This window comes from Trinickia sp. LjRoot230 (assembly GCF_964253315.1).
In the GTDB taxonomy this organism is placed as follows: domain Bacteria; phylum Pseudomonadota; class Gammaproteobacteria; order Burkholderiales; family Burkholderiaceae; genus Trinickia.
The window spans coordinates 278,103-290,870 of the sequence record NZ_CAXUQX020000002.1 but is presented as its reverse complement, the minus strand read 5'-3'; the positions used below and the strand labels follow the sequence as shown (position 1 = coordinate 290,870).

The 12,768-nt window shown below is 61.8% G+C and carries 7 protein-coding genes; all 7 read left to right on the top strand.

Annotated features, from left to right (window positions below; translation table 11 throughout):
* The first annotated feature begins 93 nt into the window (after nucleotides 1–93).
* Genes ACSQ20_RS20380 through pelG form a run of 7 tightly spaced genes read left to right on the top strand, consistent with a single transcriptional unit; the run spans nucleotide 94 to nucleotide 12,767 of the window.
* Nucleotides 94–2,748 (top strand): polysaccharide deacetylase family protein, encoded by a 2,655-nt coding sequence (locus ACSQ20_RS20380; protein ID WP_436025767.1) that lies wholly within the window; start codon nucleotides 94–96, stop codon nucleotides 2,746–2,748.
* The gene (locus ACSQ20_RS20375; RefSeq protein ID WP_436023637.1) at nucleotides 2,738–6,664 is read left to right on the top strand and encodes a tetratricopeptide repeat protein; all 3,927 of its coding nucleotides are present in this window, start codon (nucleotides 2,738–2,740) and stop codon (nucleotides 6,662–6,664) included. Before ACSQ20_RS20380 ends, ACSQ20_RS20375 begins: the two co-directional genes overlap by 11 nt.
* A 46-nt stretch (nucleotides 6,665–6,710) precedes the next feature.
* Nucleotides 6,711–7,262, top strand: coding sequence for a penicillin-binding protein activator LpoB (locus tag ACSQ20_RS20370; protein ID WP_436023635.1), 552 nt, complete (start codon nucleotides 6,711–6,713; stop codon nucleotides 7,260–7,262).
* Nucleotides 7,263–7,311: 49 nt separating this feature from the next.
* Entirely contained in the window at nucleotides 7,312–8,724 is a 1,413-nt protein-coding gene (locus ACSQ20_RS20365; protein WP_436023633.1) for a PelD GGDEF domain-containing protein, read from the top strand.
* Nucleotides 8,717–9,745: a hypothetical protein gene (locus ACSQ20_RS20360; RefSeq protein WP_436023631.1), complete on the top strand. Its 1,029-nt coding sequence runs from the start codon at nucleotides 8,717–8,719 to the stop codon at nucleotides 9,743–9,745. The genes ACSQ20_RS20365 and ACSQ20_RS20360 overlap by 8 nt, the downstream gene beginning before the upstream one ends.
* Nucleotides 9,742–11,394, top strand: a complete 1,653-nt coding sequence (gene pelF, locus ACSQ20_RS20355) for a GT4 family glycosyltransferase PelF (protein WP_436023629.1) — start codon at nucleotides 9,742–9,744, stop codon at nucleotides 11,392–11,394. The genes ACSQ20_RS20360 and pelF overlap by 4 nt, the downstream gene beginning before the upstream one ends.
* A complete protein-coding gene (gene pelG / locus ACSQ20_RS20350) occupies nucleotides 11,394–12,767 on the top strand; it encodes an exopolysaccharide Pel transporter PelG (RefSeq protein WP_436023627.1) in 1,374 nt (457 codons plus the stop codon). Before pelF ends, pelG begins: the two co-directional genes overlap by 1 nt.
* Nucleotide 12,768 lies beyond the last annotated feature (1 nt).

The following is a 12,768-nucleotide window of genomic DNA, read 5'->3' as shown; positions in this document are numbered from 1 at the left end:
TTGAAGACCAAGCAGCGAGCGGGGATCTGCAGTTGGACATTGGCGTGTGCGATCAGCGCGCGGCATGCCCTCGTGCTCGCCGCGGCCATTGTCATGACCACGGCCGTGTCGGCTGCTCCGGCCGTCCGTAGCCACGTCAACGTTGCTTTTTTCAATGGCGACAAGCCTCCTGTCGACGCACTGCAAGCGTTCGACGCTGTTGTGCTCGAACCGTCGAGCCATTTCCAGCCGGTCACGCAAAAGCTGGCTCACACCACCTGGGTTGCCCGCATCGCGCCCAGCGCAAGCGCCTCGCCCGCAGAGATCGTCGCGCAAGAAGTGGAGCCGCTTTGGGCGCGCGGCTATCGCGGGTTTCTGCTCGACAACGCCGCGGCTATCGCGGCGTTCGACGCGATTTCGACCGCGCACCCCGACGCGCGGCTGCTCGTTGGCGGCCCTGACGCACTGAACGCCGCGCTTGCTCATGCGCGCTCGACCTATGCCGTGCTCGGCCAGCCGTTGGCAAGCGGTTGGGACGAGCAGGCCGCGCGCATAGTCGAGGTGCCCGCGGCGGAGCGCGCGACGCGCGCAGCGGCCGCCCAGGCATTCATGCGGCAGACGGGCGTGCCGGTGTTGTCGCTCGAATTCTGCGAGCGTGCAGATCGCCAATGCGCGCGCCGCACGGCAATCGATGTCGTTTCCGCCGGCGTGACACCTTATGTGACCGACCCGGGCCGCGATGTCGTGGGCATCGGGGCAATCGAGGTCTTGCCGCGCAAAGTGCTCGTGGTTCAGGATACGGCGCCCGATCTGCCGCTCGATTTGACGCCCGGGGTGCGCAATCTAGCGATGCCGCTGAACTATCTCGGCTATGACGTCGAATACGTCAACGTCAACGAACGCTTGCCTGATGACATCACGCCCGATCGCTATGCCGGCGTGGTGGCATGGCTCGAAGGTGTTGGCGTGCGCGATGCGAACGCGTGGCGACGTTGGGTCGACGCACGCGTGCAAGCGCACGTGCCCATCGCGTTCGTCGGCCAATTCGGCTTCGAGGCTGCCGCCGACGAAGGCGCGGCGCTCGACTTGAGCCCGGTCGCGGGCCCTTTTAGCGGGCAAGTCGAGACAGTGATGCGCGATGCGATGATCGGCTTCGAAATCGATCCGGGGCTCGATGCACGCGACGTAGCCGCACTCAAGGTCGGCGCGGCGAGCCGTCCGCTGCTGCGCGCGCGCGTCGGCGGAGCCACCGTCGATCAAGCAGCCATTACTCCGTGGGGCGGGTTTGCGCTGAGCCCGTACACGGTCGTGCCGTTGACTGGCATCGAGCAGGAGCGCTGGGCCATTCAGCCAATCGCGTTCTTGAAGGAAGCGTTGCGCTTGCCCGCCATGCCATCGCCGAGCGTGACGACCGAAAATGGACGGCGGCTGTTGATGGTGCACGTAGACGGTGACGGTTTTGCATCGCGCGCCGAATTCCCCGGCGTCGATTACTCGGGCGATGCGCTTTATAACCGAATCTTCACACGCTATCGGATTCCGATGACGCTATCGGTCATCGAGGGCGAAGTGGGGCCTGCCGGACGTTACCCCGAGCTTTCCCCTCGTCTCGAAGTCATCGCTCGCAAGATGTTCGCGCTGCCCTATGTCGAGATCGGCACGCACACCTATTCGCATCCATTCGACTGGACGCTCGTCGACGCGACTACGGGTGCGCGTATTGACCGGGGTGGCGGCGACACCGCCTTCTCCATCGAGATCCCCAACTACAAGTTCAATATCGATCGCGAGATACGCGGTTCGATCGACTACATCAACACGCGGCTCGCGCCGCCCGGCAAACAGACCGCCGTGCTGCAATGGCCCGGCAACTGTCAGCCGCCGGAAATGGTTGTGCACAAGGTCTATGAAGCGGGTGTCGCCAATATCAATGGCGGCGACACCGTGATCACGAAGCGGGCGAGCAGCTGGACGAACATCGCGCCGATCGGTGTCGACAAGGGGCCGGGCGCTTATCAGATCTATGCGCCCAATCAGGACGAGAACGTCTATACGAACGACTGGCTCGGCCCGTTTTACGGGTTCACGCGCGTGCTCGAGACGTACGCAATGACCGACGAACCGCTGCGCTTCAAGCCGATTGATATCTACTTCCATATGTATAGCGGCACGAAAATCGCCTCGTTGCGTGCGCTCGATGAGATCTTCTCGAACGTTCTCAAGCAACCCGTATTGCCGCTTCATGTGACCGACTACACCAACAAGGTGCTCGACTGGCGCTCGTTTGCGGTGGCGCGCGAGGTGGAGCCTGCCAGCAACCGGTGGATTGTGCGCGGCGACGGCGCTGTACGCGAGTTGCATTGGCCGGGCAGCACCGTGCCCGATTTGCAGGGCGCTTCGGGCGTTACGGGTTTTGCGACAGGCCCCGATGGCACCTATATCCATATCGATGGCGGCGCGGCCGCGGTATCGCTCGATTCGAATCAACGCGGTTCGGCGGCGCCGGCGTCATCCGCCTCGTTGCCTTATATCGCCGAGGCCAACGGTTTTGTGCGTCACTTCGTACGCAAGCCGCACGCGCTGTCGTTTGAATTCGGCGGCTACTACCAGCCGTTCATCAAGCTTGCCAGCGCACGCAGTTGTCGTGCAACGGTCGCAGGCAAGCCCGTGGCAGTGCGCCGCGACGGAGGCGACGTGAAGATCGATATGCCCGCGACCGAAGGGCAGCGCGTCGAGTATCGACTGGTCGAGATCGATTGTGAACACTAAACCGCCACGTATCGCCTCATCCTGGCTCATCGCACTGCTCGCCGGTGCGGTGCTGATTGCGCTTTATGTCCTTACGCTGCGCGGCGGCATTCGCGAACGCGTGGCTTCCGTTGGTGCACCGAGTGCGCTCAGCGTTGCCTATCTCGAAGCTTGGTCGAGAGTGCAGCCGCATAACGAGGAATTCATTGCGATGCTGGCGTCGCAGTACGCGTCGTTGGGTCGGATCGACGATGCGCAACGAATGGTCGCTAGGCTTGAAGCGAGCCATGCGCCTCAATCGCAGCGAGTTGCGGCTTTCGTGGGCGTATCGATCGCCGCACAACGGTATTTTGGATTGGCCGCCGAAGACCCGCGTCGTGCCGCGGCGCTTGCCGATTGGCGCACACGCATCGCGGCCGCATCCCAGGCTGACACTTCCGTGAGCGAACTGACATGGCTCGCGCAGCGTGCAGTGGAGGCAAACGATCCGCGCTTGGCCGCAAAGGTCTACGCGCGCTTGTCGCACGTCGATGCGGCCAGACGCAAAGAGTGGGACGCGAACGTCGCGCGTTATGCGCTTGAAAGCGGGGACTATCGCGCAGCAGCAGCAGCGTGGTTCCGGCAACAAGATGAGGCGGGCGATCGGGCAGAGATGCGTCGCTGCTTCTTCGCCGGCATTCACGCCCTACGTGCAGGCAACCTGATGAACGAGGCCCTCGATGCGGCAAACACGCATCTCGGCCCGCTTGCTGACGATTCGGCCACGTTGATCGAACTCGTGGACCTCGCGCGCGCGGCAAACCGTCCCGACGCTGTCGATCGCTTCGCGAAGATGCTTGCGCGTTTTGCGAAAAGCGATGCACCTGTGCGCGCTGTCGACGCATACGCCTATATGGACGGACCATTGCCGCAAAGGCCGCGATATGCGTCGGCCATCGTATTGGCGCGTGCGGGTGGTGAGCGGGGGCATCCGTATCGTGTCTTGCGTATTGCCGCCTCGGCGACCTCAGCTACTTCGGCGACCTCAGCTGCTTCGGCTACGCGTCAAGAGACAGCGAACAAAGCATCCGGCGATGTTGCCGATATCGTCTACCGGGCATTCGTTGAATCCGGCGACACGGCCAGCGCCGAGCGAATCGCCCGACAGCAAGTGGAGCGTGATCCGCGTTCGACGAAATGGACGCAGCGCTTGGCCGAAGTCGCGCAATGGAACCGCAATCCGGCATTGGCATTGCACGCGTGGCTTGCCTATGCGCGCCTGTCCAACGCGCCGGCCGCGTGGCAGAACGTGTTGCGCATGGCGCCCATGCTTGATGACGACGAGGCCTATCTGGCGGCTGCGATTCACGATGCCCGCACCTCGCCGGCCGACCTGAAAAAGCTCGATGCTGTTACGGCGGCCTATGAACGTCTGGGACGCCCCGATGAAGGGCTCGCGTTTTTGCGCTCAATGCCACGCACCGATCATGTCGATGCGCTCGATACACGCATTGGTCAACTGGCGGAACGCGCGGGCCATGACGATCAAGCGTTGGCTGCTTATCGCTCGGTGCAAGCGCATCGACCGGGCGATATCGACGCTGCGTTACGTACCGCGAGCGTGCTTTATCGACGAGGTGATCATCGTGCGTCGTTCGCAGCGTTGGCCGCCGTAAAGCATGCCGCCACCGATAAGAACGTGGCCTTTTGGCGTAACTATGGCGAGCTCGCAAGGCTTCTCAAGCGCGATCGTGAGGCGAACGAGGCTTACCGTCATTTGCTTGCCGGCGGCCAGGCAACGGGCGAAGATCTCGGCGACATGACGCATTTTTACGACGCCTACCCGATCGACGCAGGACGCGTCGCCGAACTGCGTTTTCACCGCGATCACAGCATGCTTGCGTTGCAAGATGCGCTTTCTTATTACACCGAGGCCGGTGCGATGGACCGCATCGCCGCGCTGCTCGCAACGCTCAGCTCGCAAGATCGAACGGCCGTACAAGCGTCGCCAGCGGTGCTCGGCGCCCGAGCGGAATACTTCCGGTTGACCGGCCATACGCAAGAAGCGATCGCCGATCTGCGCACGGCACTCGAGTTGCCCGGCGCGAGCGACGATTTGCGTGCGGCCTATCTGTGGATGTTGATCGACTTCGGCACCGACGCACAGGTGGCCGTTGCGCTGCGTCACATGCAAAGCGGCAGCGCATCGAGTGCATCGCTGTGGGGGCCGTTGGCCGCGGCGGCGATGCGAGCGCATCGGCCGGTTGTCGCGCTCGAATACCTGCGCCGTCAATCGGCGCTGCTTTCGCGTGATCCGCTATGGCTGCTCACGTATGCCGACGCTCAAGAGATGGCGGGTCGCGGCGACCTTGCATGGTCGATTCGACAACGCGTCTGGGAGCAGCTTGCGCGCGAGCGGCAGCAGCCCGTCGCGACCAATGGCCGCACACGTGCGCGACAAGCGGTGACGGCGTTGCGCGCGGCGCCGAGTGCCGATGCGCAGGACGAATTGCGCGCTCGGCGCGTGGCGCTGTCGACGACGTTCACCACGGGCGACAAATCGCTCGCTTTGCTCGATGAGTTGCTCGCCGATCGGGGCGTGAGCAATGCCGGACAAACGCCGGTGTCCTTGCTCGGTTCGGTACCCGGATTGCCGGGGCCGATGCCGGGAAGCGAAGCCGACGTGGCTCGCAGCCGACGCCTGCGTAATGCGGCGGCTAAGGAAGTGGCGATTGCGTGGGCCGTGTCGCACGAGGCGAATCCGCTTGCCAAGCGATGGCTGGCTCAGCAGTACGCAGCAAGATTGCTGCGACCTGCCGACGCGCAACTCACGATCGCGCTGGCCGACAACGACGTGCCTCAAATGGAGCGTCTGCTCGCAGCCGAACGTTCGCGCTTGCCGATCTACGATCGTATCGATGCGGCATTGGCCGCCGATCGGCCGGGCGAAGCAGTGCACCTCGCGTATACCGGTTTGGACGGTGCGCCCGCGGACGACGAATTGCATACGCGGTTCGTAGAGGCAACGATGGCGTGGCCGCAATCCATCGATGCGGGCGTGACGAACCATGTCGAGCATCCGCTCGATTACGTCGAGCAAACGCTGGCTGCGACCCGCAAGCTGTCGGAGCGCTACATGATCGGCGCACTCGGCGTTCAGCGGTTCCAACGCTCGACCGATTCGAGCCAGCTCGTCAATGTGCCGTCGGTTGACCGGTCCATCGCTTTCTCGCTGCAACGGCAGACACTCGATTCGATGCTGTCCGTGACTGCGGGCCGTCGCGAAGCGCTGAACAGTTTTTATACGCTGGAGCTTGCGGCTCAAGCGGGCCGCAATTCGCCGCTGACGCTCGGCATGCGGTTCGGCCGCAACCGGATGGCGGACGAAAATCAACTGCTCGCTATCGGCGGGATGAAGGATGAGCTCATTGGCGATGCCACTTGGCGCATCACGCAACGCATGTCGATCACGGGCAGCGTCGAGGCCGATCGCTTCTATAGCCAAGCGCGCAATTTCCTGGGCAGCGGTGTGCTTGCCACTGGCGAGATCAGCTACCGCATTCGCACCAACTATCCGGACTACACGGTGCGCCTCGTCGGTATGCGCGGCAACTATCACGCGAGCGGCAACGCGGATAGCCTCGTTTCAAGGCTCATTCCGCTTGCGAATCAACCTGCGACAGCGATTGATTTCATGCCGTCGACCTACACGCAATACGGGCTCTTTTTCGGCTTCGGCAACGATTTGCTGACGCGGTACACGCGCGCCTGGCGTCCGTATCTCGATGTTGGCATCGTGCACGACTCGAATCAGGGCTGGGGGCCGGGCGTCAACGTCGGATTGGCCGGCACCGTCTTCGGCGGCGACCACGCGGCGCTCTTTCTCGAGCATCAACGCGTGTCGCGTCAAGGTACGCCGGTCACGCAGGTAGGTGTTCGTTATAGCTGGTTTTATTAAGCCGCGAGGCGGTTTGCAAGTAACTGAATCAATGAGGAGTCATTCGATGAACAGCAAGAAAGGGTGGGGTCGCTCGATGCAACGGTTTGCGCTCCTCGCGCTGGCGGTCGCGACGATCGGCGCGTGCGGTACGATCCAGCAAACGGCAGCGCCGGCGTTGACTACGCAGGACTCGATCGCTGTCGTGCCGATGGTGAACTTTACGGAAACGCCGGCTGCCGGCGGCAACGCAGCGGCTATCGCCGCCGGCGTGCTGCGCGTCAATGGTCTCGCCAACGTACGCGTGGCACCGGCCGATGAACAATCGAACACGATGTTCGATACGGCGCAGCGCGAGCTCGGTGACAAGAAGCTTGCATGGGCGCGCGAGCAGCACATCAAGTATGTGCTCAGCGGCGCGGTCGAAGAGTGGCGCTATAAGACGGGCGTTGATGGCGAGCCGGTTGCCGGCGTGACGTTCGAGTTGACCGACACGGCATCGGGCCGTGTGGTCTGGAGTGCCACCGGCACGCGTTCGGGATGGAGCCGCTCGAGTTTGTCGGGCACTGCGTCCGCGCTGATTGGCGGCTTGCTTTCGCCGCTGCGCCCGCGCTCGTGAGCCCAAGCTTACACCGCGTTATTTTGGATCGTAGGACCGGGAGCCGATCATGACCACTGCCAGTGCACCGCTTGCTTCGACGCCGGCAAGGCCGCGCTATTCGAATCCTTTCGGAAATCTAGGGCGTTTGCGGCGGTTCATTGCGCCGGCGGTGGCTCGCCCGTTCGCGATTGTCGAAACGATTGCGTTCATGCTCGTCGTGCTCGCGCTGGCCCATTGGCTTGTGCCTGACGACCCATTGCTCGCGCATAGCGGCTTCCCGTGGCTATGGCTGGCACCGCTCGTTATAGCCCTGCGCTATGGCACGTTGCTCGGCATCCTTGGCGGTGCGTTGCTGGCCGCGGGTGCATTGTTGCAAAAACATGGCGTCGATGCAGCGTGGCAAACGCCGTTCATCGTGGGCGGCCTCGTGCAGACCATCGTTGCGGGACACTTCGGCGACACGTGGGGCAATCGCACGGCGCGCGCAACGGCGCTGAACGACTATCTGAACGATCGTCTTGTTGCGCTGACGAACAGTCATTACCTGATGCGGCTTTCGCACGAGCGCCTGGAAAAGGATTTGCTTTCGAAGCCGACGACGTTGCGCGACGCGATTACCGAATTGAGGCGCTTGTCGATTACACGCGGCCTCGAAGCGACGGCGCAGGAGCAAGGCGAAAGCGGCGCGATGACCGGTGCGCAAGCACTGCTCGAATTCGTCGCGCAATCGTGCCAGATCGACGTTGCAGGGCTCTTCCCGCTGCGCGACGGCAAGGTGATCGGTATACCGCTCGCTCATATTGGCGAGCCGTTCGAGCTCGATCTGCACGACGAGCTTGTTACGCGTGCGCTGGGGACCAAACAAGTTGCGCATTTGATGGACGCCGCCGAAACGGCGGCCGGCACGCAATTGCTCGTATGCGCGCCGCTCGTTGCGGCTGACGGCAGCACGCCAGCCGTACTCGCCATCAAGCGGATGCCGTTTCTTTCGCTCAACTTCGAGAACCTGCAGTTGCTGCTCGTCATGCTCGGCTACTACGCCGACGGCGTCGAGCATGCGGCGCTCGCACGCACCATCACAAGCGATGTACCCGATTGCCCGGTGGATTTCGCGCTCGAACTTGGGCGGCTTGCGAGGCTCGAGCGGGAGTGCGGCATCGCATCGTCACTCGTCGCGCTCGTGTTTCCGCAGGACGAAGCGGGTGATTCGCTGTTCGAGCATGTGCTACGACGCCGTCGCTCGCTCGATCTGATTTGGGCTGTGCGCAAGCCCGGTGCATCGGTCATCATCAACTTGATGCCTGCCACCGACAGCACCGGCGTCGACGGCTATCTTGCCCGGATCGAATCAAGCCTGCTGGCGCAGTTCCGGCTCGATTTCGAAAGCGCACGCGTCGGCGTGCACACGCTGCATTTGACCGACACCAAGCCGGGCAGCGCACTCGCTCGATTGCTCAAGCGAAGTGGCGTCGATGTCTAAGCCCGCCTACTATTTGCTCGTCGCCGGCGCATTGCTCGGGCTCGCCGCAGTGACGGCGCTTCAGCTCGTCGCGGTATGCGGTATTGTCAACCGCGTGGATCAGGGCGATCCGTTTTTCGCAGTGGTGGCCATCGCATTCGGTGGTGGCGCGGTGCAAGCACTGCTGTGCCACGCGCTGCTACCCGCTGCATATCGCGAGCCGCGCGGTTGGGCCTTACTGTGGCTATGGCTTGCCTGCTCGTTCGTGCCGCTGTTGGGCGGAATGGTCGTGCTTGCGAGCTGCGTGTGGGCCGCCTGGTTTCCGGGTGAAGATCATAAAGACCGATACGGCGATATCGCCGCTCCGCAGTTCGTGTCCTATCTGATCTCGCGCGTGTCGCACGGCGGAGGGGCTCGCTTGCAGGCGCGGCTCGTCAATACACAGGTGGCGGCACAGGATCGGTTGTCCGCGCTGGTGGCAATCCAAAGCATGCCGACGCGGACCACCGGGCCGTTGCTGCGTGATCTGCTGGCTGATCCGATCGAAGACGTGCGGCTGATCGCCTACGGCGCGTTGGATCGCGCCGAGAACGAAATCATGCAGCGCATTTTTCGCACGTCCGAAGCGCTCGAACAAACGCGTGCCGACGCTCGGGAAGAACGTCACACGCTGCACCGGCAACTTGCGGAACTGTACTTCGAGCTCGTTTATCAGAATCTTGTTCAAGGTGCGGTTTATCGACATACGTTGGAGCAGGCGGATCGGCATGCCACCATCGCGCTCGAAAACGACGACAACGACGCTGCGTTATGGCTGATCCGAGGCCGTGTCGCGCTTGCCAACAACCAGGCCGAGGCCGCTGGACGTTACATCGGCAAAGCAGAGGCGCGCGGCTTCCCGCGGGAGCGCCTTGTGCCGTGGCTTGCCGAGGCTGCGTTCTTGCGTGGCGAATACAGCCGCGTGTCGGAACTGTTGGGCTCGCTCGGTAACACCGCCGCGCTTCCCGTCCTGAAACCCCTCGTGCGCTATTGGTCAACATGAAATCGTCATTGCTTCGCCGCTCCGCCGATGCCGACGTTTGTCTGCTGCTGGAAGGCACGTTTCCGTATGTGCGCGGCGGTGTGTCGAGCTGGGTGAACGACATGATCCGGTCGTTTCCCGATACGCGCTTTGCGATTGCGTTTATCGGCAGCCGTGAAGAGGATTACGGCGCGCCCGCCTATGAATTGCCCGATAACGTCGTGCATTTCACCGAGCAGTTTCTTTACGAGTCGAAAGCGGTGGCCGACCACGGAACCGCGCGTGAAATTGCAGGCGACGAAAAGGCATTCAAAAAATCCGCGGAGTTGCATGCCGCGTGGCGCGGCGAACATCATGCCGACGGCGCGGTGCTCATGAAGGAGATCGCGGATTTGATCGGCGATGACAAGGCGCTCAACGAGAAGGCCTTCTTATCGAGCCGCGCTGCGTGGAATTACATCGTCGATCAATACGGCCGCAATTGTACGGACCCGTCGTTTACCGATTACTTCTGGACTGTGCGCATCATGCACCAGCCGCTATGGCACTTGGAACGTCTGGCGCGGACACTGCCGCGCGCCAAGGCTTACCAAGCGGTGTCCACGGGTTACGCCGGTTTTCTCGGTGCGCTGCTGCATTACCGGACCGGTCGGCCGTTGATCGTGTCGGAGCATGGCATCTATACCAAAGAGCGCAAGATCGATTTGCTTCAGAGCGAATGGATCAGCGATAACCGCGGCGCCTTCGAGAAAGACGTCTCCAAGATCAGCTATTTCCGGGAATTGTGGGTCCGTTTTTTCGAAGCGCTGGGCCGGATGGCCTACGATGCCGCCGATGAAATCGTAGCGATTTACGAAGCGAACCGGTTACGTCAAATCACCGACGGGGCAGACGCCGCGAGAACGCAGACCATTCCCAATGGCGTCGATGTCGATGCATTCGCTCCGTTCGTTGCCGAGCGCGCGCCGCGCAAGCGGCGTGTGGTCGCGATGGTTGGGCGCGTCGTGCCCATCAAGGATGTGAAGACGTTTATTCGCGGCATCTTTATCGCCTCGCGCACGATGCCCGATATCGAAGGTTGGATTGTAGGGCCCGAGGAAGAGGACCCGGTTTATGCGGACGAATGTCGCGCGCTTGCGCAGAGCCTGGGTCTTTCGGAACACATCGTGTTCCAGGGCTTTCGCCGCATGTCCGATATGTTGCCTCAGATCGATCTCATTGCATTGACGTCGATCAGCGAGGCATTGCCGCTGGTCGTGCTCGAGGGTTTTGCGGCAGGCGTTCCGGCCGTTACGACCGATGTCGGATCATGTCGTCAATTGATCGAAGGAGACTCGAGCGAGGACCGCGCCATTGGTACGGCTGGCGCGATCGTGCCGATTGCCAATCCTGCCGCGTTCGCACAAGCGGCGCTCGACATGCTCGGAGACGACGCGCGTTGGCAGCGTGCTCAGCAAGCAGCGCTTGCCCGCGTGCGGCGCTTTTACACGAAGCAGGCGATGATTGATCGATACCGTGCCTTGTACGAGCGGCTTTGCTCGCTGCCCGATCGCGAGCCCGGCACTGCCGGCGGCTCGCAAGCAAACCCTCGTGCCGGTTGTCCGATGCATGCGGGTAACGCAATCAATGCGGTGCAGCCGTCCCCGTCCCACTTGCCGGAGAAGCGTTAATGGCTGGCATTGGTTTTGAACTGCGCAAGATTTTGAAGGGTCAGACGTTGACGGGCGCTGCACGCGCCTACGCCTATGCGGGGCTGATCAGCTCCGGGCCGCTGATTCTATCAATCTTAGGAATCCTAATGATCGGGGTGATGAGCCTCGATTACACCATTCCGCGCTACGCGATTGTGCAATTTCAGGTGTCGGTGACTTATCTGATTGCGTGCAGTTTGATTGTGACCGGGCCACTGCAACTCTCGTTTACGCGCTTCATCTCGGATCGCCTGTTCGAAAAGCGCGACGACCTCGTGCTCTCGACCTACAACGGTGTTGTGCTGATCTCGACTTTGGCGTCGGGTGTCGTCGGGTTCATTGCAGTCGCGATCGGGTTTCGCGGCGAACCGCTGGCTTACCGCATGCTGATGATCGCCGGTGGCGTTGTCATCAGCAATATCTGGATTGCCGTCATCTTTTTGTCGAGCGTCAAGCAGTATCGCCAGATCCTGTTTGTCTTCGTCGTAGGGTACGCGTGCACGGTGGCGTTTTCGCTGTCGCTCAATCGTCTCGGTATTTCCGGTCTGCTCGCGGGGTTTGTCGCCGGACACGTCGTGTTGCTGATCGGACTGTCGGGGCTCATTTATCGCAACTACCGCAGCACGCGCTTCATCTCGTTCGAGATGCTCGATCGACGCTTCGCGTATCCGAGTTTGGCGCTGGTGGGCCTCTTCTTCAACGTAGGGGTGTGGCTCGACAAATTCATGTTCTGGTATGCGCCGAGCACTGGGGCGCAGGTGATCGGGCCGCTGCACGCTTCGGTGATTTACGACATCCCCGTTTTTATCGCATACATTTGCGTGATGCCTGGCATGGCTACGTTTCTCGTGCGCATTGAAGCGGATTTCGTCGAGTATTACGACGCCTTTTATGATGCCGTGCGCAGTGGTGCGACGCTGCGCCATATCAACGACATGCGCGACATGATGGTGACGAGCGTGCGCGCGGGGCTTTACGAAATTGTCAAAATTCAAACGGTGGTGTTGCTGTTCGTCGTCGTGTTTGGCGAGCGTGTGCTCAGTGCGCTGCATATTTCGACGCTTTATATGCCGTTACTGCTGGTAGACGTGATCGCCGCGAGTTTGCAGGTGTTGCTGCTTGGCGTGCTGAACGTGCTGTTCTACCTCGACGAGCGGCGCACGGTGCTCAAGATTTGTACCGCATTCGTGGTGCTGAACGGCGTACTGACAGGCATCACGCTTTGGATGGCTCCCGATTTCTACGGATACGGATTCGCGCTTACGCTGCTGATTCTGGTCGCGACCGCCGTGCTGTTGCTCGATCGCATCTTTTTGAGGCTTGAGTACGAAACGTATATGCTGCGCAATTGAC

Excerpts from the sequence above, each read along its gene's own strand:
- ACSQ20_RS20360 (WP_436023631.1), top strand. The coding sequence starts at position 8,717 with ATGTCTAAGCCCGCCTACTATTTGCTCGTCGCCGGCGCATTGCTCGGG.
- ACSQ20_RS20380 (WP_436025767.1), top strand. The coding sequence starts at position 94 with ATGACCACGGCCGTGTCGGCTGCTCCGGCCGTCCGTAGCCACGTCAAC.
- ACSQ20_RS20365 (WP_436023633.1), top strand. The coding sequence starts at position 7,312 with ATGACCACTGCCAGTGCACCGCTTGCTTCGACGCCGGCAAGGCCGCGC.
- pelG (WP_436023627.1), top strand. The coding sequence starts at position 11,394 with ATGGCTGGCATTGGTTTTGAACTGCGCAAGATTTTGAAGGGTCAGACG.
- ACSQ20_RS20370 (WP_436023635.1), top strand. The coding sequence starts at position 6,711 with ATGAACAGCAAGAAAGGGTGGGGTCGCTCGATGCAACGGTTTGCGCTC.
- pelF (WP_436023629.1), top strand. The coding sequence starts at position 9,742 with ATGAAATCGTCATTGCTTCGCCGCTCCGCCGATGCCGACGTTTGTCTG.